Raw genomic sequence first — 21,985 nt, 5'->3', positions numbered from 1 at the left:
TTGGCAACGCAGATGCCGTGCCGCAGCCGCCGGAGCGGTGCTTAAGCCGTCAGGCGGGAATTGTGCGGTGTTGCCTTAAGAAAGCTCTGCGATATCGTACAGCAGTCGCTCGGTATCGTCCCAGCCCAGGCAGGGGTCCGTGATGGACTTGCCATAGCAGTGCTCGCCGATCTTCTGGCTGCCCGGCTCAATATAGCTTTCGATCATCAGGCCCTTGACCAGGTTCTTGATGTCGTCCGAATGGCGGCGGCTGTGCAGAACCTCTTTTGCAATGCGGATCTGCTCCATATACTGCTTGCCGGAGTTGCTGTGGTTGGTATCCACAATGCAGGCGGGGTTCTTCAGGTTGCGCTTCATGTACAGCTCATACAGCAGGCGCAGATCCTCGTAATGGTAGTTGGGGATGGTCTGGCCGTGCTTGTTCACCGCGCCGCGCAGAATGGTGTGGCTGAGCGGGTTGCCGGGGCACTGGACCTCCCACCCGCGGAAGATAAAGTCATGGGGCACCTGGGCCGCCACAACAGAGTTGAGCATAACGGTCAAATCGCCGCTGGTGGGGTTTTTCAGGCCCACGGGCACATCGCAGCCGCTGGCCACCAGGCGGTGGAACTGGTTTTCCACCGAGCGGGCACCCACAGCGATGTAAGACATAATGTCCGAAAGGTAACGCAGGTTTTCGGGATAGAGCATCTCGTCCGCAGTGGAAAAGCCGGTTTCCTGCAATACGCGCATGTGCATATGGCGGATGGCCAGAATTCCCTCCAGCATATCCGGCTTCTTTTCCGGGTCCGGCTGGTGGATCATTCCCATGTAGCCCTCGCCGGTGGTGCGGGGCTTGTTGGTGTACACGCGCGGAACGATCACCAGGCGGTCCTTCGTCTTCTCCTGCACCTTGACCAGACGGGACACATAATCCACAACGGCTTCCTCGTTATCCGCCGAGCAGGGGCCGACAATGACCAGGAGCTTGTCGCTTTCGCCGGTAATGATCTTTTTGATTTCTTCATCCCGCTCTTTTTTGCGGACGGCCAGTTCCGGCGCAAGGGGAAACCTTTCCCGAATGACATCCGGGGAAGGAATTTCTGTCACAAACGAAAATCCCATGATTTTATGATCCTCTCTCCGTCAGCGTCGCACATTCCAGCCCTCTATTGCCGGGCGGCGCTGCGCTTTTTTCTCTGTATTTTGCACATACAAACAGCTTATTTATTATAGTATAGAACCCGCCGCGCGGCAAGAGCTGCCCCCGCTGCCGGGCAAAAAACTTGCAAAAAATGCCGTTTCCCGCCGTCCGGCGGCATACAAACAGCCCGTCCGCGCACCACAAACCAGGTGATGCGCGGGCGGGCCTTCTGTATTTAGTGAATCAATTCCGAGAACAGCGGGCAAAGCACGGCGGTCATGATACCGGCCACAGCAACGGAAAGGCCGCTCATCGCGCCTTCCACTTCGCCGATTTCCAGCGCCTTGCTGGTGCCCACGGCGTGGGACGCCGTACCAATGCCGATGCCTTTGGCAATGGGGTTGGTAATGCGGAACACCTTGCAGACGGTTTCCGCCGCCAGCGCGCCCACAATGCCGGTCAAAATCACAATGGCACCCGTCAGGGTGGCAATGCCGCCCAGCTCGCGGGAAACATCCATGCTGATGGCAGTGGTAACGGACTTGGGCAGCAGGGTGATGTACTGCTCATGGTTCAGGTCCAGCAGCAGGGCCAGTGCCAGCACGCTGAACAGACTGGCCATAACTCCGGCCAGCACACCGGCCACAATGGCTACCAGATTTTTGCACAGCAGATCCCATTTTTCATACAGCGGCACTGCCAGGCTGACCGTTGCGGGCAGCAGCAGGTAGCTGACGGGCGAAGCGCTGGCAGCGTATGTATCATAGGGGATTTTCAACACGCTGAGCACCACGATGACAAACGCCGTGCCCAACAGCAGCGGGTTGAAAATTGCCTGACCAGTGCGCTTGTTGATGAGCACCCCCAGGCCGAACGCAGCCAGCGTGAGCAGCACGCCCCATACGGCGGAAGATTCCAGAACTTGTGTGATCATTGCTTTTTCTCCTTCCGCTCTGCCAGGCGCTGGGTCACGCAGCCGGACACCGTCATGACCAAAATGGTAATGGGGATCAAGGCCAGCAGCACCGGCACCAGCATGGCCTGTAAATCCGCCCACAGATCCATCACGCCCGCAGCCGCCGGAACAAATAGCAGCGGGAAAATGCCGGTCAGAAACAGCGCCGCCGTGCGCACCTGCTCCAGTTTGACCCCCCCAAAGCGCAGCGCCGCCAGCAGCAGCATCAGCCCGTACACGCTGGCCGGGATGGGCAGCGGCAACACCAGGTGGCAAACCTCCCCCGCAAAGCAGAACGCCGCAATGCGGGCAAATTCAAATATCAGTTTCATTTATGCTTTCCCCTTTTGTCCGGCAGTGCCCCCACTACCGCCCTGCGCAAAACAAGACGCCTTATCGTTATCTTTTTTTTGCTTTCCCGGGCTGCACAGACAGCCCGGCTCTCATTTTTTCATGCTTCACAAGTATAGCAGACTCCCCCACCGGGGGCAAGGTCAATTTTCGACATGTTTGACAAATATGCAGGTGTTTTTTTGCATATTGTGACGAATCGTTTCGCCGCGCGTATCGCTCATTCTGTTTTGTTTTTCGATAAATATACAAATTGTATTTTTTGTGTTTTATTTCCAACTACAATAAATCCCTGCCCGGGAACCATCCGGACAGGGATTTGAAGGAGAAACGCAGCTTATTGTGTTCATGGTTCCCCTGCCTCCGTTTTGGCGCAGCCGGCGTTCCGCATACGCGGCTGCACAGCAGGCCGGGGTTCTTGTTCACTCTGCTTTGGTAATAATCAAACGGTTGTCAGCAGGGCTTTGCAGCTGCCCGTTAAAGCATAGGCACCGCTGCCCGCCGTGATAAAGAAACTGTCGCCCTTTTTTGCCTGCACCGTTTCGCCGCCGCAGGTCAGGCGCCCCTCCCCTTCGGTAATCAGGAGCGAAACAAAGGACGTCTCGTCCGCTATGCCGGTGTGACCACCTGCCACCACATCCACGGTAAAGTAATCGCACTTTGCCAGATGGGGGCTGAAATCATGCTGTTCCGGCGGGGTACGGCGCATTACCTCCAGCGCCTGCTTTACATGCAGCGCGCGCGGTTTGCCGTCCGCCCCCACGCGGCCGTAATCGTACACACGGTAGGTCACGTTGGAGTTCTGCTGCACTTCAACCACCACAACACCCTTGCAGATAGCGTGCAGCGTGCCGGACGGGATAAAGAAGCAATCGCCTTTTTTCACCGGCACGGCGTTCAGCACCTCGGTCAGGGTATTGTTCCGGATGCGCTCTTCCAGTTCTTCCCGGCTGATCTCATGGTCAAAGCCGTAATACAGGAACGCGCCCGGTTCACAGTCCAGCACATACCACATCTCGGTCTTGCCGTACTGGTGTTCGTGCTCCAGCGCATACTCGTTGGAGGGGTGTACCTGGATGGAAATGTTATTCTTGGCGTCAATGAACTTGGTCAGAACGGGGAACATTTCAAACTTTTTGCAGTCTGTTCCCGCCGCTTCCGGGTGGGCGGCCAGGTAGTCCGCCAACATGGTGCCGTCCGGCAGATAGCTGGGGCCATCGGGATGGCAGGAAAGCACCCAGGCTTCCGCCAGCGGGTTCAAATCGCTCTGCACGCCAAAGTCGGTGCGCAGGCGGCTGCCGCCCCAAAGGTAATCCTTGCAGGAAGGGGTCAGTTTTAGAATTGACATTGTCGATTTACCTCATTATATCACAGCACATTATAAAATGATAGGGTCATATCGCGGAATCATTTTCAGGTTGACGCACAATTTTTGCGCATTACACTTTGTGCAGGTACCACAGCTTTGCGGGCACCTGGCCGTAATCGCCGGGCAGAGGCAGACCAAGGGTCTGCAGCATAAAGCCGGTGTACCGTTTCCCTGCCTCATCCTGATAGGCTGCAGCCTCCTCCAGCCCCTGCAGAATCAGACGCGGGCAGGGTTTTCCACGGCCATTCAGGGCGCTGCCAGATGCCGTCCACAATTTCCGGGCGGGGGCGAAATCCAGGCAAAAGCTAGCCGCACCGCGCAGGGTCAGCAGCCCGCCCCACGGCACCGGGAACTGCGCGCCGACGCTGACATCCAACACCAGCAAAGCCAGCAGCGCCAGCATGGGCAGCCAGGGTGCGCCAGGGTGGACGCCCCCGCCGGGGCACGGGCACGCGATATTACCGGTCTTGCTGATTGAGATATGCCTGATTTTTTTCGATCAGCGCCACACGCTGGGCCACGCAGTCACGGCTGCGCAGCGGGTCTGCGGGGTTTTTGAATGCAAAGTCCAAAAGCTGGCCAATGGTCGTGGAAGCAACGTGCAGGCGCGTATCACTGGCGGCATAATAAATATACACCTTACCGTCATCATCCGCAATAGCACCATTGGTAAATACCACGTTGGAAACATCGCTGACGCGCTCCCAGCCACGCGGCGCGATCAAAAATCCGGCCGGTTCGGCAATCACTTTCCAGGGCTCTTTCAAATCGGTCACAAACAGGTAGATCACATAGCGCAGGCCCTCCGCAGTGTTGCGCACGCCATGGGCAATGTGCAGCCAGCCCCTGGCCGTCTTGATGTAGGTCGCGCCCTCGCCGTTCTTGCCTTCGGTGATGGTGTGGCAGCGGCGGGTCAGCAGGGCGTCCAGCTTTGCCTGCTGGCGGTAAAATTCAGAGTGCAGTTTACACATTGACATCGGGGTTCCTTCTCATGAGTTCCATGCACATCCGGCCATTGTGGTAAGGGCACTTCCACGGCTCCACAATGGGCTTGTGGGCGGGGGTGCCGTATTTATCCGTCTGCCAGAACCATTCGCTGCCGGGGCGGGTATCGACCATCTTATCCAGGATAAAATGGTACACATCGGCGGCAGCATCGGCATAGCGATATTCACCGGTTTTCTGGTATACACCTTTTTCAACCGCTGGCCGCCAAAGGTTTCGCCTGTAAATCATATTGAGGGGGTGTAAATCCATTTCCCCATATGGTATGATAATATCAAATTCTTTTACATCGAGATCCACCCGAGGGCATTCGCCACAGAACTTACCAGAATGATGGCAGCAAACACCGGGCAAAGGGTGCGGATCATAAAATTGAAAACCTTTTTTCGGCGGAAAGGTTGACCATTCTGGGTCACCTCTTCCTCAATCTTTTCCACGCCGATCACGCTGGTCACCAGCAGGCAGGTTGCAATGGCCGCAATGGGCATCATAACTGAGTTTGTCAGGAAGTCGAAAAAGTCAAGGAACTGCATCCCGATAACGGTCACGCCCGACAGCGGGCCATAGCCAAGCGCCGACAAGCTTCCAAGCAGCACCATAATAATCCCAATCACTGCCGCAGCCTTTTTGCGGCTCCATCCCAGTTCATCCTCAAAAGTCGATACTGCGCTTTCTGTCAATGCAATAGAGCTTGTCACCGCTGCAAACAGCACCAGCACAAAGAACAGCACGCCCACCAGCGAACCAAGTTCCATGCTTTCAAAAACTTTCGGGATCGTAATAAACATCAGTGCGGGACCGGCCTGCAGGGTGTCCGGGTCACCACCAGAGAACGAAAACACCGCCGGAATGATCATCAACCCGGCCATCATTGCAATCAGCGTATCAAAAATCTCAACGTTCTTGGTAGATCCCTCAATGGACACATCTTTTTTCATGTAAGAGCCGAATGTTACTAAAATACCCATTGCGATGGACAAAGAATAGAACATCTGGCCCATGGCTGTAACCACTGTCATCCATGAAAAATTGGCCGGATTCGGTACCAAAAAGTACTTCACTCCTTCCAGCGCACCGGGCCGTGTTACTGAATAAGCTGCAATAATTACTGATAACACCACCAGTACCGGCATCATCATCCGGGAAACACGCTCCACACCATTGCGGACACCGGCAAAAATGATGCCCAGTGTAAGCAGGGTAAAGAGCAGGAATACGATTTCCACCGAAGCGCCATTGGCGATGAAAGAGGAAAAATACCCATCCTGTGCCAGCTCACTGCCATGACCGGTAATATACCCCACCAGATACTTGATAACCCAACCGCCAATAACCGAATAATACGGCACAATCAAAATGGGAATTACCGCGTTGATCCATCCTCCAAATGCACGCCAGCGTCCCCTTCCAGAAGCTGCAAAGGCCCCAACCGGACTTTTCCGGGTCATCCGTCCCAACGCTGTCTCTGCCATAATCATTGTATAGCCAAAGGTGACCGCCAGCAGAATGTAAATCAGCAGAAAAATTCCACCGCCATATTTTGCCGCCAGGTATGGGAACCGCCAGATATTGCCCAAGCCAACCGAGGCGCCGGCTGCCGACAGGACAAAGCCAAGTTTGCCGGAAAATGAGCTCCGGCCGCTGTGTTGTGTTTCAATTTATTTTTTCTCCTTACCATTTTCACACTATTATTTTAGTGTAACATAACCGCCAAAAAACTGCAATCTACGCCACAAACAATCGCTTTCATAGGGAGGGGCAAAGTCGTTGCTTTTATATCCCTGTCTGCCATTCTATAAAAAAGCTTCCACCTTACGGCAGAAGCTTTTCTTTGGTGGGCCATCCAGGGACCCAACACCCACGGACTAATGAACAGTCCACTGGACTGTTCATTACCTCGCTCTCGCTCGGCCGTCCTTTCAAGTCCTAGATGGCCTTTTTATAAAAAAAGCTTCCGCCTTACGGCAGAAGCATTTCTTTGGTGGGCCATCCAGGACTTGAACCCGGGACCAAGCGGTTATGAGCCGCCAGCTCTGACCAACTGAGCTAATGGCCCTCATGATGTCAGATACCTGTTTAGTATATCACAATTTTACCCGCTTGCCAACACTTATTTTCGGCAACACCGCACAATTCCCGCCTTGCGGCTTAAGCACCGCTCCGGCAGCTGCGGCACGGCATCTGCGTTGCCAAAATGCTCGATAAGACATCCAGTATTATCTGCGCTTTTGGCTTGGCATCTGCCGCACCTCGCTCGCCGTATCGGCACTTAGAATTATGCGGTATTGCCTTTCGTTTTCGGCGCATATGCTGGGGTGTATGGCAAACCGGCAAAGGGGTGGTATCATGCGCATATTCTTATCAACCTTGGGGGTGTTTTTCCTTATGTCGTTTCTTTTCATAATGCCCGCCGTATTGGGGCCGTCTACCACGCCGCAGCCATCCGCAAGCCCGGTGCTTTCCGCTGCACCCGCTCCGTCCCCTGCTGCCGCGCAGGAGATTCGCGCCGTCTGGGTCAGCTTTCTGGAATGGCAGCATACCGATTTCAGCAGTGAATCCGCTTTCCGTGCCGATGCCGCCGCCATCATGCAGAACATTGCCTCCCTTGGGGCAAACACCGTTTTTGCCCATGTGCGGCCCTTTGGAGATGCCCTGTACCCCAGCCGGTATTTTCCGTTCAGCCACCTTTGCACCGGCACCCAAGGGCAGGACCCCGGTTTTGACCCGCTTGCCGTGCTGGTAGAAACCGCCCATGCCCAGGGCCTTACGCTGGAAGCCTGGATCAACCCCTACCGCCTGCAGGCCAACGGAACCCCGGCTGAGCTCTGCGCGCAAAGCCCTGCTCTGCTGCATCCCAACTGGGTCAAGCACACTGCAACCGGCCAGTATCTGGACCCCGCCAGCATCGAAGTCCAGCAGTACCTGGCCGATTCCATCCGTGAGCTATGTACCAATTATGCCATCGACGGCATTCATTTTGATGATTACTTTTACCCCACTACTGCCCCGGATTTTGATGCCGACAGTTATGCCGCAAGCGGCAGCACCCTTTCGCTGGCCGATTGGCGGCGGCAAAATGTAAACGATCTAATGCGGGCCTGTTACGCCGCCGCCCATGCGTTCAATGTGCGGTTTGGGGTTTCGCCACAGGGCACACTGAGCGGCTGCCGCGACGGCCAATACAGCGATGCCGCGCTCTGGCTGGCCAAGCCAGGCTATTGTGATTATCTGATCCCGCAGCTGTACTGGGGCCTGAACTACCGCAAAAATGGTTCCGATGCCCTGTCACTTGGCCGCCTTGCCGCCGAGTGGCTCTCGCTGCCGCGCACAGAATCCGTTCAACTGGCATTCGGCCTTGGTGCTTACCGTATCGGTGACGGCGACGAGGGCGATACCTCCGGTCCCGGCACCGAGTGGTGCACCGGCCATGCCCTCGCCACCCAAGCCACCACGCTGCGCTCCCTCGGTGCCAGCGGCGCTGCCCTCTACCGCTATGCTTTTCTCTTTGGCAATACGCTCTATCCTACTCTGGCGGAACAGGAGATTGCGGCGCTGCGGGAGGTTTGGGGATAGATTGTCGGTACCCACACTCACTTATTGTTCTAAATGTGGAATGTGCGAATTATAAAATTCAAGAAGAAAATTGTCAATCTAATTGTAAGAAATATTTAAGTAGATGGCCTATTTTAAAAGTAGGACATATTAGATATCAGGTAATCATATTTGAAGGGTGAATTAGATGATATTAAGCGTAAGTAGAAGAACTGATATTCCTAATTATTATTCGGAATGGTTCTATAATAGAATAAAAGAAGGATTTTTATATGTTCGTAATCCGATGAATGCTCATCAGATAAGTGAAATAAAAATTACTCCAGATGTTGTAGATTGCATAGTGTTTTGGACAAAGAATCCGTTGCCAATGATGAAAAGGTTAAACGAGATAAAAGATTATAATTACTATTTTCAATTCACATTGACTGGATATGGAAATGATGTTGAGGTTAATTTACCAAATAAAAAAACAGAAATGATTCCGGTATTTCAAGAACTGTCAGAAAAAATTGGCAAGCAAAAAGTGATTTGGAGATATGATCCTATATTCTTTTCTGATAGATATACGAAAGAATATCATTTGAAGGCATTTAAAAGCATTGCTGAGGCTTTAAGTGGATACACGGAAAAATGCGTGATTAGTTTTGTTGATATATATCCTAAGAATAAAAAAAATATGGATGGATCGTCAAGTTATGAATTAAATGATGATGAGCTGCGGGAATTTGCTGAGAAATTAAGTAAGATAGCTGCGGATAATAATATTAAGATTGGAAGTTGTGCAGAAAAAATAGATTTGGATGAATGTGGTATAATTCATAATTGTTGCATAGATAGAGAATTAATTGAAAAAATTATCGGATGTAAACTTAATGTTGGCAAAGACAAAAATCAGCGTAAAGAATGTGGATGCGTTGAAAGCGTTGAAATAGGTACTTATAATACATGCAAAAATGGATGTGCATATTGCTATGCAAATTATAGTTCAAAAAGTGTAGAAACAAACGCTGCCAAATATGATCCTTCGTCACCTCTTCTATGTGGGCAAGTTCAAGAAGATGACAAAATAACGATTAGAAAAGTTGAGTCATTAAAAGAAACACAGCTAAGTATTTTTGATATGTGAGTTCATTATTATAACGTATATTTTTAAGAGTATATTTGGCTCCATTTTGGCTCTAAAAATTTTAGACGAGGTACACAAAAATGCGAAATAAGATGAATATGAAGAATAAAATGCACAAATGTGCACCTAGAAACAGCCAGATAAATCTCTCCGCCCAAGAGTTCGTATAACGCGCTGCTGCAAACTATTGCCATATACCACGACGCGTGCTCCATTTGTAGTGGCCGATGCTCACCATCGGCCCGCCTGAGCACCCGCTTTGTGTATTAGGGCAATACCGCATAATTCTAAGTGCCGATACGGCGAGCGAGGTGCGGCAGATGCTAAGCCAAAAGCGCAGATAATACTGGATGTCTTATCGAGCATTTTGGCAACGCAGATGCCGTGCCGCAGCCGCCGGAGCGGTGCTTGAGCCGTAAGGCGGGAATTGTGCGGTGTTGCCTTAGCTTAAAATTCTGCCGCTACTTTTCCACATCCGTAGGGAACGGTCTTGACCGTTCCGGAGCATTTGGACGAATCTCCCTTGTGGAATATTATTTATAGGTTTCGGAAGGGCCAAAACCGTTCCCTACAAATCATTTTATAATTGGCCGCCAACATTAAAACTCCCTGTAGAGCGCGGTCACCCGACCACGCCACGGCCTGCTGTACGGCACATCAAAAATCCGCAACGAACCCTGCCCCATCCGTAAGGCGGAGTGCCCTCACCCCGCCGTTTACCCCAATTTTCCTCTATGCTAAAAATTTCGCAACAAATTACCATCAAACTTATTGTTGCCATAAACACTCTTGCAAACTTGCACTTTTTTATTTCAAGGCCCTGCCTCTCCCCATCGCCTCGCCTTTCCACACCCGCCACATTCCCGGGGGCTCTCCCGCGGGCTAAGGAACGCCGCACTGTAGGGAATGGTGCAACAAAAAAGCCGCAACATTCGTTGCAGCTTTTTCTGGTGCACCATCGGGGACTCTCCCGCGTTCTAAAAACGCCTCACTGGGGCGTTTTTGCCCGCCGGACTGGCGGCGGGCCCGAGCTGTTCTCGTCACCCGATGGTGCACCAGATTGAACCTTCTTTGAAAGATTGCAATAAAAAACGCGCTGCAATTTCTTGCAACGCGTACTTTGGTGCACCATCAGTGGGCGCGTTAAGAATTCAGTCCGGTTCGCTTGTCGGCCTGTAAGGCCTCCATTTTGCTTTGCAAAACCGCTCGTGCGGTTGTACGCCGCGCGCGGCGTACATTGTTCGCTCCCCGCTTTCGCTCCCCGCTTTCGCTCACGCTCAATCGTGGTCCCTGCTTCACAAACCCGCAACCATTTTTAGCGACCAGTCCCCGCGAGACGAACACGAGCGCTTGCGCGAAGTGCGAGTCCGTCCCAAAGGGAATGGTGCAACAAAAAAGCCGCAACATTCGTTGCGGCTTTTTCTGGTGCACCATCGGGGACTCTCCCGCGGGCTAAGGAACGCCGCACTGTGGCGTTCCTTACGGCACTGCGTGCCGCCGCCCTGTTCGAGTATCCCTGACGGTGCACCAGATCGTGCCTTCTTAAAATAGAGCAACAAAAAAACGCCCTACACTTTCGTGTAAGGCATTCTTTGGTGCACCATCGGGGACTCGAACCCAGGACCCACTGATTAAGAGTCAGTACTGGGCAACGATACAACGTTCAAATTATTGCTTTGCCGTTAGTCTCAGGTAGTCAAAAGTAGTCAGGATGGCTCCGGGATGTAGTCAGTTTGTAGTCAGGCAGTTCCCGCCGTACTATCCGCGGCGGGCGGGGCAGAGTTGAAATAATCGTCCAGTTTGCCGCTTACTTTCAGGCCGTCTTCGGCTTCCAGATGGGTGTAGATGCGGGCCGTCATCTCGATGCTGGCGTGACCAAGCAGCTGCTGGGCGGTGCGCAGATCCACACCGGCGTGGTACAGGCAGGTGGCATAGCTGTGGCGCAGCATGTGGGCGTGCACCGGCAGCAGTGACACCCCCGCCACATAATAAGCCCACATCTTTTTATAGGCTGATTGCGTCATCACGCCGCCGTCAGCTTTGGTCACAACGTGCTCTCCCAGGCGCGGGGTGGCATCCAGAATCGCCCGCAGCTTGGCGGGCACCGGCACCAGGCGGTGGGAAGCCGCGTTTTTCAGTTCCATACTGGGGTCCGGCTGATTGCCGCCCGCAAAGGTCACGGCCCTGCTGACAACCAGCGCCGCCGGGCCGACATCCCGCCATTGCAGGCCCAGGGCCTCTTCCTTGCGCAGGCCGCAGTAGTAGCAGAGCGCGCAAAACACCTTGGCCCGCGGCTCCGCAATGGAGGACAGCAGCTCCTCCGCTTCGTCCTGCGTCAGGTATTTCTTTTGCTTAGGGCGCGCGTGGGTCGTAATGCGGATGCCGTCGGTGGGGTCATCGCGGATCAGGTGGTTCGCTTGGGCCGTCTGCATGATCTGCCGCACCGTGATCAGCACCTTGTGCTGCAGGGATTCCGACTGCTCCGTGATTTCCGCCATAATAGCCCGGATATGTACCGGCCGCACCTCCTGCAGCTCCATGCATCCAATGTGCTGCATGATGTGCAGATTGTAGGCATCCCGGTACATTTTGGTGGTGGCGGGCCGCAGCCCCTGCTTGTAGGAGCGCAGCCAGATTTTTGCCCACTCGCCCACCAGGGTGTGGTCCCCCACTTCCAGCCCCGCTTCATCCTGCGCCTGCACGGAGCGCACCGCGGCTTTCAGTTCCGCTTCGGTGCGGCCATACACCAGCCGCGTTTTGCCGTTGGAAAGGGTGATCCGCTTCTGGTAGCGGCCATCTGGACGGCGGGTCAATTTTTGTTTGGGCATAAAAAATACACCTCCAAGGTATGACTTGTAAGCCTGCCTTAAAGGTGATACAATACAAGTGTTGGGTTGGTATTGTATCCACTTTTAGTGGGCAAGCTGATCTATGGAAACGCTCTCGGTGTTGGTAGCACCGGGGGCGTTTTTTTTATTTATATGTTGCTATTTCAATAAAAAATTTTGTCCTTTTGTCAATCAAAGAAACTGCCGCAAAAATGGGGCGCGCTTCCTTTTTTGCATTGTAAATAGCGTCTTCCAAATAGCTGGGTCGCAGTTCCCCAATCTTTGTATCGTTCCAATATGCTTCAATCGGAAAGCACTCCGCATCTCCCGATTTTGATAATTTTAATTCTATTGGATCTCCTCTTTTCACTCCCATGGAGAGAAGCGTCGATGTCCTCTTTCTGTTACTACTTAGCGTAACATCTGCGTACAAGTTAGCTCGCAGACGCCCCTCCATCTGTGCTGGTGACAGCGGATTGTCTCCCAGTAATTTTCTAATCTCAGATTCTGAAGCATACAAAAATTTATCTTCAGCCGTGATCCTGCCTACTTGTTCCTGAAAAGTCATCGCGTTTTTTCTCCCTTCTGCAGACAACTTACCACTTCACGCCATCATTTCTTTCAGCTTTTCCCTGTCCCAAAGCAAGACATTCGTCTTTTGGGCCGTTTCGATTGCCGCGGGGGTAAATGTACTGTTGGTAAGCACTACAGCAACCATCCGGTGGTAATACTGCGCGCCGGATGTTGCTTCCTGCACAGCATGGTTTCCCACCTTATCCGAATAGCATTTACACTGCACGGCATAAGTTACGCCGTCTTTTTCTGCCAGAACGTCCACACCAAAATCCCCGCTGGCCTGCGTGACTTCTACATTTACAAAGCCATTTTCCTTTAGCAGTTCAGCACAGAAATATTCAAATTCATGGCCATCCATGGCATCTACTGCCGCAAGCTTGTTTTGCATTTCCGGGTAGTAGTTATCTGACAGCACTTTTTTGAGCTTTTTAATCTTATATTCAAGAACCCGTATTCTGATTAGATTCTCGATTCTTACCAGCGGAAACGAAAGAAGCGCCGCAATAATTGCTATTCCTAAAAGGACAAAGGCCGTGGCTTTTCCTCTTTGAATTGAGGAAATTCCAAATCGCAAAAAGATCAGCACGAAAACCGCGCAAAATGTTATTAGGTATGGACGACTTTTTATCGTTTTCCAGAGCTGTGTTTTCACAAGGTGCCGCCTTTCCGCCACTCTCTGTGGCATACTTATTTAACGTACTTTCTCAAAACCAGTGTGTATACCCCGTTGCCTTGCCTTCTATCTGGATGTCATCCAGCTCCGGGCCGGAGTAGGATTTGGGGCGGTAGGCGCTGTTGGCTGGCACAAGGGTGATGGTGCTGCCGTCATAATACACGCGCTTGAGGGTGGCTTCGTCCCCAATGCGGACGGCGGCTATTTCGCCGTCCTCCACCTGCGGCTGGGTTTTGATGTAGACCACATCATTATCCCGGATGCCTGCATCGATCATGCTGTCGCCATGGCAGCGCAGGCAGAAATCGCAGACGATGCCCTCCGGCACATCCACATACTCCTGCACGTTCTGCTCTGCGGTGATGGGCTCACCGCAGGCAATATCCCCCACCAGCGGCCGCTTGACGGTTTTGGGGCGGGGTTCAAAGCCGGTGGGGATGGCATCATCTCGCTTTTTCTGCAAGATTAGGGCATCCTTAATATTGCCTGCTTGAGCAAGGAGATCTCCATCTATTTCATTTACAATATCTAAAGTTTTGTCATCTATTCTAACATTGCTTTTTCCCAGCAGATAATCAATAGAAGTATTATAGAAATTCGCAATGTTAATTAGCGTTTCGGAATTCGGTTCGCGTGTACCTTTTTCGTAATTCACATAAGTGGTATAGGGCATTTCCAGCGCACGCGCTGCATCTTTCATGCTTATCCCGCGTTCCTGCCGCAGTTCCTGCATTCGGTTCATTATACGAACCTCCTTTTACTCTATATGTATATTATAATACACAAAACGAGTAACGGGTCAACTACAAACCGCAAAAAATACTCAAAATGGGCATGGTGCACAATTTGCATCAACTCATTTTGAGCATTTTTTGTCTTTACAAATACCCAAAACGGGTATATTATAATCACAGTTACCCGAAATGAGTAACGCAAAATGAAAGGAGGTAATAGTAATGCCTTATCCCAACATAAATGCCGAGCGAAGCCGCATGGGGCTGACTATTGAAGAATTGGCTGAAAAGCTTGGCGTAACTCGGAAGACTGTTTATAACTGGATGGCTCGCGGGAACATTCCCCAGTCAAAGCTTGAAGCTATGTCGAGTCTTTTCAATTGTTCTATTGACTATCTGCTCAAGAAAAATCCTTAAGCCCCCACCAGTCCCATGCTTCGGACTTCCAAGGGGTTGACAAGGATAAATTTGCAAAAGGAGGTGACCCCATGATCCTCTACACCGCCGACCGCCTGGCCGAGATGCTGGGCGTGCAAAAATCCACCGTACAGCAGCTTGTGCGTGCCGGGGAGTTTGGGCCCACGGTTAATGTGGCACGCAAGCATCTGGTGACCGAGGACGGCCTGGCCGGGTTCATTGCGCGCCGCACCGGCCCCGCGCACAGCGGCCTTGCCCCCGCACCGCAAACCAACTATCACCACCGGCACAGTGACCCTGGGCCGATCTGAAAGGAGAACCAATCATGCCCCAAACAAAAACAGCCGCCCCGGTGTTGCAGCACCGTGACGGCCAGACGAAAAAATTCATCACCTGTATTTTACCCTACATCAGCCCCATTTGCAAGGCTTTCGCCAATTTCACGCTAACGGCCTGCGGGCTGGGCGCGCTGTGCGCCGTGGCCGCCCTGACCCAGGGTGGAGGGGCGGCTGCCCTGGCCGGGCTGGCAGCCTGCCTGCTGGGCGGGTGGGCTGCCATCACGCTGCGGGAGGTGGCGACATGCGCGGAATCGTGATTGACCCCGGCGCAAAGCCGGAACTTTACCGCCTGCCGGATACCCTGCAGGAACTGCAGCGCTTTATGGGCGGGTACGCGCAGCGTTGCCCGATCGACAACAAATTTGCCGCGCTGTTTTATCTGCCGCAGGCAGGGCAAAGCCTGCCGACCCGGCATTACAATGGCCGCTGGTTTTATGGGCGGCTCTGTCTTGTGGGCTGGCGCAACGCCCGCATGACGGATCTGCCCATGCCGCTGGCCGAAGAGTTGCTTCAGAAATTCACACCTGTGGAGGTAACGCCATGAACGAGTATGACGCCATCCGCGCTGCCTTTGCCCACAACCGCAAGGACGCCGAACTGCTGCTGCACGAAACCGTGCGCGGCATTCTGGCCGAGGCAACGAGCAACAAGGTCAAACAACTGGAAAAGATCAGCCTGTGCTACAACGCCGCAGACACCGGCGCCGCCCAGCGCAAAGCGCTGATCGACATGGAGGTAGAAGATTGACAGACTACATGATCTGCCAGAACCAGGACAAACACCTGCTGTACGCCTTAAAACACGACAGGTTCTGGTTCTGGGACAAACACCAAAACAAATGGGTGCCCAGCGATTGGGCCGCCCAGCAGTACGCCAAGGCCCAGACCAAAGAGCCTGACCTGGCGCAGGAGGACTGGCTGGGGAGATGCTTCGGCATCCTGAAGGATGACTACGAAGTACCGGACGCTGTGGGAAAAGCCCTGCGCGCGCTGTCCAACAAGGAGGAACCACCATGCAAAGTGAACACGACTGCCCCGAATGCGGATGCTGCTGTGACTATGGCCGCCCCTGCTGCCACGTTGGCGGAGGAAACATCGACCACCCAGGCGGATGCAAACAGCTGCCCGCCGGGCCCCTGCTCCCCTGCGGGCACTTCTGCTGCAATATCAAGCCCGTCCGGTGCCACAGCTGCCTGTTCGGCTCCGGCGTTTGATTACAGCGGGCTGGATGAGCAAACGGTCAACGACCTGCACCTTGCAGAACGAGAATGCGCAGCAGGGCGGAGGTTGGCAGAAGCTGGGCTGCGCCGCATGGCTGATGGGGTAGCAATCGCGCATGAGACGCTTGTCCCAAATTGGGACAAGCGTAACAACCAATACAGCGAGGATACATTCCGCCGTTGGTGCGAGAGTATAGGCGTCAGCAAGTCCGCGGCCTACCGTCTGCTGCAAGTTACCGCTCTGTTTGATAACAGCAGTCCCGAACAGCAGAAAATCCTTGATTCGCTTTCCCCTTCTTTATTATATGCTGCCGCCAAGCCCAGCGCCCCCGCCGATCTGGTGCAGGCCGTCAAATCCGGCGACATTACCACCCACAAGCAATACCAGGATTTGCTGAAAGAAAACCAGCAGCTGCGCGCCGACCGGGTGAACGCCATCAACGCCGCCCGGCAGGCCGAATCCGAGCGTGACGCCGCTCTGGCCGATGTTGACGGCCTGCATGAGCAGAACCGCCAGCTGCAAGCCGCCGCCACCGGTGCCCAGGAAAGCTACCGCACCGCCCACAAAAACGAAGATTCCGCCCTGCGCCGCGCCACCGAAGCCGAACAGCGGGCAAAGGAAGCGGAAAAGCAGCTGGCCGGTGCCCGCCAGGTTGCCGATGCCGCCCGGATGCGTGCCGACAAATACCAGCGGGAAGCCGAAGCCGCCAAAGCGCAGCCGGTGGCCGCCGCTGTGGACGAGGATGAGATCAACCGCCGTGCCCACACCCTGGCCGATGAACTGACCGCCCCTTTGCGCAGCGAGCTGGAAGCCGCCAAAGCTGCCGCCGCCACACCGGACCAAATCGAGCTGGACACCCGCAACGCCTATGACAGCCTGCTGCTGGCCGGGCGCGCCATGCAGAACGCCTGGAAGTCCGTCAAGCCGCAGCTGGCCAAACTGCCGCCGGACACCCGCGCCGGGGCCATCAACCAGCTGACCAACACCCTGACTGAAATTCAAACGGAGGCAATAAAATGTCTGTAAAAATTGCGGCTCTGGAAGCCGAAAATGTAAAACGCATCAAGGCGGTTGCCCTCACGCCCTCCCCCACCGGGCTGACCATTGTGGGCGGCAACAACAACCAGGGCAAAACCAGTGTGCTGGATGCCCTGGCCTGGGCCCTGGGCGGCGAGAAGTTCCGCCCTACCGCCGCTGTGCGGGACGGTGCCCTTGCCCCGCCCCACCTGAAAGTGATCCTGTCTAACGGCGTTGTGGTGGAGCGCAAGGGCAAAAACAGCAGCCTGACCGTGACGGACCCCACCGGCCAGCGCAGCGGCCAGCAGCTGCTGAACGCTTTTGTGGAGCCGCTGGCGCTGGACCTGCCCCGCTTTATGCAGGCCAGCGATAAAGACAAGGCCGACACCCTGCTGAACATCATCGGTGTGGGGGATGCTTTGACCGGCCTGGACCGGGAGATCAAAGCCCTGTACGACCGCCGCACCGTGATCGGCCAGATCGGTGCCCAGAAACGCCACGCCGCCGAAGAGCTGACCGAATACCCGGACGCCCCGTCCGAACCTGTCAGCGCCATTGAGCTGATCCAACAGCAGCAGGAGATTTTGCTCCATAACGCCGACAACCAGCGCCAGCGCGACCGCCTGACCGAGATTACCCACGCCAAGCACCGCGCCATGGATGAGCTGACCCGCTTGGAGGAACAGCTCAAAAACCTGCAGGAACGCCGCAGCCAGCTGATGGAGGAATACAATGCCGCCTGCGTGCAGGAGGAAGCCGCTACCAAGACCGTGGCCCAGCTGCAGGATGAATCCACCGCCGAGCTGGAGCAGAGCATCCGCAATGTGGAGGAGATCAACCGGCAGGTATCCGCCAACCTGGCAAAATCCAAGGCTCAGGACGAAGCCGAGCGCTATGCGCAGGAATACACCGCCCTGACGGAGCAGATCAAAGCAAAGCGCACCGCCCGCATGGACCTGCTGAACGGCGCAGACCTGCCCCTGACCGGCCTGGGTGTGGAGGACGGCAGCCTGACTTACAACGGCAAGCACTGGCAGGACATGAGCGGCAGCGACCAGCTGCGAGTGGCCACCGCCATTGTGCGCCGCCTGAACCCCGACTGCGGCTTTGTGCTGCTGGACAAGCTGGAACAGATGGACCTTGCCACCCTGGCGGAGTTCGGCAGCTGGCTGCAGGCCGAAGGATTACAGGCCATCGCCACCCGCGTTTCGACCGGCGGGGAGTGCCAGATCATCATTGAGGACGGCAGGGTAAAAGACGCCGAGGAACCACCTGCCCCCAAAGCATGGACGAAAGGAGCGTTCTGAAATGAGCAAATACGCAATCACATCCGGCACCATTGCCGCGCCGGTCAAAACCGTTCTGTACGGGCCGGAGGGCATCGGCAAAAGCACGTTTGCCGCCCAGTTCCCCGCCCCGGTATTCATTGACACCGAGGGCGGCACCAAGCGGCTGAACGTTGCCCGCCTGCCCGCGCCCACCAGCTGGGCCATGCTGCTGGATGAAGTTGCCGAGGTCAGCCGCGGCAATGTGCCCTGCGGCACCCTGGTGATCGACACCGCCGACTGGGCCGAACGGCTCTGCATTGACGCCGTCTGCGCCCGCGCCAAGGTCAAGGGCATTGAGGATTTCGGGTACGGCAAGGGCTATACTTACGCGAAAGAAGAGTTCGGCAAGCTGCTGGATGCCCTGGAAGAGGTGCTGAACACCGGGCACAACGTGGTGGTTCTGGCCCATGCTGCCATCACCAAGTTTGAGCAGCCCGATGCCGTTGGCAACTATGACCGCTGGACCATGAAAACCAGCAAACAGGTAGCCCCTCTGCTGCGGGAATGGTGCGACATGCTGCTGTTTGCCAACTACAAAACCGTGGTAGAAAAGGCCGGCAGTGCCCCCAACGCCAAGAACAAGGCCAGCGGCGGGCGGCGGGTTCTCTACACCAGCCACCACCCCTGCTGGGATGCCAAAAACCGCTTTGGCCTGCCGGAAGAACTGCCCTTTGAGTATGCCAGCATCGCCGCCTGCATCCCGGACCCGCACCCCGGCGCAGCCCCCGCGCCGCGCCCCATCATGGTAGAGGATGCCCCCGCCCCCAAGCCTGCACCGGTGCCGGTTCCCGCTGCACCTGCTGCACCGCCTGCCGTGCCTGCCGGGATCTCCGCCAGTGATCTGCAGGCGCAGGGCGTGCCGACCGCCCTTGCCCAGCTGATGGCCGCCAATAATGTGACCCCGGAGGAACTGCAGACCGTGGTCGGCCAGCGCGGGTACTTCCCCGCCGATATGCCGGTCAAGGATTACCCGGCTGATTTCGTCAGCGGCTGCCTGGTGGCCGCCTGGCCCCAGGTGCTGGAGATGATCTGCACCAACCGCGATGTACCGTTTTAACAAATGCAAAGGAGATTTACCCATGGCTGAATATATGAACAACATGCCGGATGCTGCCCTGGACTGGGACAGCGAGGTTACCAACGAACAGCGGGAATTTGTGCTGCTGCCTGCGGGCGATTACCTGTTTACCGTGCAGAGCTTTGAGCGTGCCCGCTATGAGGGCAGCGCCAAGCTGCCGCCCTGCAGCATGGCCAAGCTGACCATTACCATCCATGGCGGCGACAAAGGCGAAACCACCGTCACCCACCGCCTGTTCCTGCACACCAAGACCCAGGGCCTGCTGGGCGCCTTTTTTGAGAGCATCGGCCAGTGCAAGCGCGGCGAGACGTTCCGCCCCCGCTGGAACGAAATTGTCGGTGCGCAGGGTATGTGCCGCCTGGGCGTGCGGGAATACACCAAGCAGAGCGGCCCCCACGCCGGTGAGACCGGGCAGGCCAACGAGATTGAAAAGTTCCTGCCCCGCCCCGAACCCACCGCCGCCCCCAGCACCGGGTGGAAGCAGGGAGCTTTTTAAGTTAGGAGGTAGGAAGTAGAAGTTAGGAGTTTATGGTGTGCGCTAACGCGCACGGTTTGAATATCAGGCTTTTCATAATTTCAAAATTGCGGCGCAAGCCGCTTCTTCAACTCCTAACTCCTCACTCCTAACTCCTCACTAACACGGAAAGGATACTTATGCCCAACACAAACTCTCTCCCCCTCCGCCCCTATCAGCAGCGGGCGAAAGAACAGATCCATACAGAGTGGGAACAGGGGCGGCTGCGCACGCTGCTGGTGCTGCCCACCGGCACCGGCAAAACCATTGTGTTTGCTGCCGTGGCCGAAGACCAGGTGCGCGCCGGGGACCGGGTGCTGATCCTGGCCCACCGCGGCGAACTGCTGGAACAAGCCGCCGACAAGCTGCAAAAATCAACCGGCCTGGGCTGCGCGGTGGAAAAAGCCGAACAATCCTGCCTGGCCAGCTGGTACCGCGTTGCCGTTGGCAGCGTGCAAAGCCTGCAGCGCCCCCAGCGGCTGGAAAAGTTCCCCCACAATTATTTCAGCACCATCATCATTGACGAAGCCCACCATGCCGTGACCGACGGCTACCGCCGCATTCTGGACTGGTTCCCCGCGGCCAAGGTCCTGGGCGTAACGGCCACGCCGGACCGCGGCGACCTGCGCAATCTGGGCGAGGTGTTCGACAGCCTGGCCTATGAGTACAAACTCACCGATGCCATCCGGGACGGCTTTCTGTGCCGCATTATGGCGCAGACCATCCCCCTCAGGCTGGACATCTCCACCGTGGGCATGTCCGGCGGGGACTATGCCGTGGGCGAGCTGGGCAGCGCCCTGGACCCTTATCTGGACCAGATCGCCGCCGAGATGGCGCACTACTGCAAGGGGCGCAAAACCGTTGTCTTTCTGCCGCTGATCAAAACCAGCCAGAAATTCCGGGATACCCTGAACCGCCACGGATTCCATGCTGCCGAGGTCAACGGCCAGAGCGCCGACCGCGCCCAGGTCCTGGCAGATTTTGACGCCGGAAGCTACAACGTGCTGTGCAACAGCATGCTGCTGACCGAAGGCTGGGACTGCCCCAGTGTGGACTGCGTTGTGGTGCTGCGCCCCACCAAGGTGCGCAGCCTGTACAGCCAGATGGTGGGCCGCGGCACCCGCCTGCACGAAGGCAAAAAGGACCTGCTGCTCCTGGATTTCCTCTGGCTGACCGACCGCCACGAGCTCTGCCGCCCGGCCGACCTTGTGTGCGAGGACCACGCCGTTGCCCAGCAGATGACCGATAACCTGGCTGCCGCCGCCTGCCCGGAGGACGTGGAGGAAGCCGCCCGGCAGGCCGCCGAAGATGTGGTGGCCCAGCGGGAGGAAGCCCTTGCCAAGCAGCTGGAAGAACAGCACCGCAAGCGCGCCCGCCTGGTTGACCCGCTGCAATACGAAATGAGCATCCAAGCTGAGGATCTGGCCGGTTATGTGCCCGCCTTTGGGTGGGAAGCCGGTCCCCCCAGCGCCGAGCAAACCGCCGCGCTGGAAAAGCAGGGCATCTGCCCTGATGCGGTGGAATCCGCCGGCAAAGCATCCCTGCTGCTGGACCGGCTGAACAAGCGCCGGGATGAGGGATTAACCACCCCAAAGCAGATCCGCTGTCTGGAAAAATACGGCTTCCAGCATGTGGGCACCTGGAGCTTCAACGCCGCCAAGCACATGATCGACCGTATCGCCGCCTGCGGCTGGCGCGGCACCCCCAAGGGCGTGGACCCAAAGACCTATATGCCCTCTGCGGAAACAACCCCAATCTTTGACTTCGGATGGTAAACG

General features: G+C 55.6%; 23 protein-coding genes, 1 tRNA gene and 1 pseudogene. 12 read left to right on the top strand and 13 right to left on the bottom strand.

Annotated elements, in window-relative coordinates:
• Window positions 1-75: 75 nt before the first annotated feature.
• From C4885_RS06845 to C4885_RS06805, 9 genes and pseudogenes are all read right to left on the bottom strand, one after another.
• Window positions 76-1,104, bottom strand: coding sequence for a 3-deoxy-7-phosphoheptulonate synthase (locus tag C4885_RS06845; protein ID WP_113999627.1), 1,029 nt, complete (start codon window positions 1,102-1,104; stop codon window positions 76-78).
• Between the two features lie 254 nt (window positions 1,105-1,358).
• On the bottom strand, window positions 1,359-2,057 hold the full coding sequence (locus tag C4885_RS06840) for an LrgB family protein (RefSeq protein WP_113999626.1): 699 nt from the start codon (window positions 2,055-2,057) through the stop codon (window positions 1,359-1,361).
• A complete protein-coding gene (locus tag C4885_RS06835) occupies window positions 2,054-2,410 on the bottom strand; it encodes a CidA/LrgA family protein (protein WP_113999625.1) in 357 nt (118 codons plus the stop codon). Before C4885_RS06835 ends, C4885_RS06840 begins: the two co-directional genes overlap by 4 nt.
• A gap of 461 nt (window positions 2,411-2,871) precedes the next feature.
• Window positions 2,872-3,777, bottom strand: a complete 906-nt coding sequence (locus tag C4885_RS06830) for a type I phosphomannose isomerase catalytic subunit (protein ID WP_113999624.1) — start codon at window positions 3,775-3,777, stop codon at window positions 2,872-2,874.
• Window positions 3,778-3,868: 91 nt separating this feature from the next.
• A complete protein-coding gene (locus C4885_RS06825; protein ID WP_113999623.1) occupies window positions 3,869-4,201 on the bottom strand; it encodes a GH36 C-terminal domain-containing protein in 333 nt (110 codons plus the stop codon).
• 55 nt (window positions 4,202-4,256) lie between these two features.
• A pseudogene (locus C4885_RS06820) lies at window positions 4,257-4,709 on the bottom strand (glycosidase); the annotation flags it as partial.
• Between the two features lie 52 nt (window positions 4,710-4,761).
• Entirely contained in the window at window positions 4,762-5,034 is a 273-nt protein-coding gene (locus tag C4885_RS06815) for a hypothetical protein (RefSeq protein WP_147237790.1), read from the bottom strand.
• Window positions 5,035-5,087: 53 nt separating this feature from the next.
• The gene (locus C4885_RS06810; RefSeq protein WP_113999621.1) at window positions 5,088-6,461 is read right to left on the bottom strand and encodes a sodium-dependent transporter; all 1,374 of its coding nucleotides are present in this window, start codon (window positions 6,459-6,461) and stop codon (window positions 5,088-5,090) included.
• Window positions 6,462-6,782: 321 nt separating this feature from the next.
• Window positions 6,783-6,859, bottom strand: a tRNA-Ile gene (locus C4885_RS06805).
• 329 nt (window positions 6,860-7,188) lie between these two features.
• On the opposite strand from C4885_RS06805, the gene C4885_RS06800 reads away from it, so the two are divergent.
• Both C4885_RS06800 and C4885_RS06795 read left to right on the top strand, forming a co-directional pair.
• Complete coding sequence (locus C4885_RS06800; RefSeq protein WP_158538832.1) at window positions 7,189-8,376, top strand: glycoside hydrolase family 10 protein; 1,188 nt, start codon at window positions 7,189-7,191, stop codon at window positions 8,374-8,376.
• 166 nt (window positions 8,377-8,542) lie between these two features.
• Entirely contained in the window at window positions 8,543-9,484 is a 942-nt protein-coding gene (locus C4885_RS06795; protein ID WP_113999619.1) for a DUF1848 domain-containing protein, read from the top strand.
• Window positions 9,485-11,223: 1,739 nt separating this feature from the next.
• Here C4885_RS06795 and C4885_RS06785 read toward each other — a convergent pair.
• The 4 genes from C4885_RS06785 to C4885_RS06770 all read right to left on the bottom strand — a co-directional run bounded on the left by C4885_RS06785 (window position 11,224) and on the right by C4885_RS06770 (window position 14,303).
• Window positions 11,224-12,312, bottom strand: a complete 1,089-nt coding sequence (locus tag C4885_RS06785; protein ID WP_113999617.1) for a tyrosine-type recombinase/integrase — start codon at window positions 12,310-12,312, stop codon at window positions 11,224-11,226.
• Window positions 12,313-12,457: 145 nt separating this feature from the next.
• Window positions 12,458-12,880, bottom strand: coding sequence for a hypothetical protein (locus C4885_RS06780; RefSeq protein ID WP_113999616.1), 423 nt, complete (start codon window positions 12,878-12,880; stop codon window positions 12,458-12,460).
• Window positions 12,881-12,916: 36 nt separating this feature from the next.
• Window positions 12,917-13,540 carry a restriction endonuclease gene (locus C4885_RS16995; RefSeq protein WP_242979501.1) on the bottom strand — a complete coding sequence of 208 codons (624 nt, stop codon included), beginning with the start codon at window positions 13,538-13,540 and terminating at the stop codon, window positions 12,917-12,919.
• Window positions 13,541-13,592: 52 nt separating this feature from the next.
• Entirely contained in the window at window positions 13,593-14,303 is a 711-nt protein-coding gene (locus tag C4885_RS06770; protein ID WP_113999614.1) for an XRE family transcriptional regulator, read from the bottom strand.
• A 214-nt stretch (window positions 14,304-14,517) separates the two neighbouring features.
• Here C4885_RS06770 and C4885_RS06765 point away from each other — a divergent pair, with 214 nt between their 5' ends.
• From C4885_RS06765 to C4885_RS06720, 10 genes are all read left to right on the top strand, one after another.
• Window positions 14,518-14,712, top strand: coding sequence for a helix-turn-helix transcriptional regulator (locus tag C4885_RS06765; protein ID WP_113999613.1), 195 nt, complete (start codon window positions 14,518-14,520; stop codon window positions 14,710-14,712).
• A gap of 71 nt (window positions 14,713-14,783) precedes the next feature.
• Entirely contained in the window at window positions 14,784-15,023 is a 240-nt protein-coding gene (locus C4885_RS06760) for a helix-turn-helix domain-containing protein (RefSeq protein ID WP_113999612.1), read from the top strand.
• 14 nt (window positions 15,024-15,037) lie between these two features.
• Window positions 15,038-15,307, top strand: a complete 270-nt coding sequence (locus C4885_RS06755) for a hypothetical protein (protein ID WP_113999611.1) — start codon at window positions 15,038-15,040, stop codon at window positions 15,305-15,307.
• A complete protein-coding gene (locus tag C4885_RS06750) occupies window positions 15,292-15,594 on the top strand; it encodes a hypothetical protein (RefSeq protein ID WP_113999610.1) in 303 nt (100 codons plus the stop codon). The genes C4885_RS06755 and C4885_RS06750 overlap by 16 nt, the downstream gene beginning before the upstream one ends.
• Window positions 15,591-15,797: a hypothetical protein gene (locus C4885_RS06745; RefSeq protein WP_113999609.1), complete on the top strand. Its 207-nt coding sequence runs from the start codon at window positions 15,591-15,593 to the stop codon at window positions 15,795-15,797. The genes C4885_RS06750 and C4885_RS06745 overlap by 4 nt, the downstream gene beginning before the upstream one ends.
• A complete protein-coding gene (locus C4885_RS06740; protein WP_113999608.1) occupies window positions 15,794-17,296 on the top strand; it encodes a hypothetical protein in 1,503 nt (500 codons plus the stop codon). Before C4885_RS06745 ends, C4885_RS06740 begins: the two co-directional genes overlap by 4 nt.
• Entirely contained in the window at window positions 17,287-18,594 is a 1,308-nt protein-coding gene (locus C4885_RS06735; RefSeq protein WP_113999607.1) for an ATP-binding protein, read from the top strand. The genes C4885_RS06740 and C4885_RS06735 overlap by 10 nt, the downstream gene beginning before the upstream one ends.
• A gap of 1 nt (window position 18,595) precedes the next feature.
• Entirely contained in the window at window positions 18,596-19,672 is a 1,077-nt protein-coding gene (locus C4885_RS06730; protein WP_113999606.1) for an ATP-binding protein, read from the top strand.
• A gap of 22 nt (window positions 19,673-19,694) precedes the next feature.
• The gene (locus tag C4885_RS06725; RefSeq protein ID WP_113999605.1) at window positions 19,695-20,189 is read left to right on the top strand and encodes a DUF669 domain-containing protein; all 495 of its coding nucleotides are present in this window, start codon (window positions 19,695-19,697) and stop codon (window positions 20,187-20,189) included.
• Window positions 20,190-20,347: 158 nt separating this feature from the next.
• A complete protein-coding gene (locus C4885_RS06720; RefSeq protein ID WP_113999604.1) occupies window positions 20,348-21,982 on the top strand; it encodes a DEAD/DEAH box helicase in 1,635 nt (544 codons plus the stop codon).
• Window positions 21,983-21,985: the final 3 nt, after the last annotated feature.

Source organism: Subdoligranulum sp. APC924/74 (genome assembly GCF_003324125.1).
GTDB classification, from domain to species: domain Bacteria; phylum Bacillota; class Clostridia; order Oscillospirales; family Ruminococcaceae; genus Gemmiger; species Gemmiger qucibialis.
This window is presented reverse-complemented; position numbering and strand designations above follow the sequence as displayed.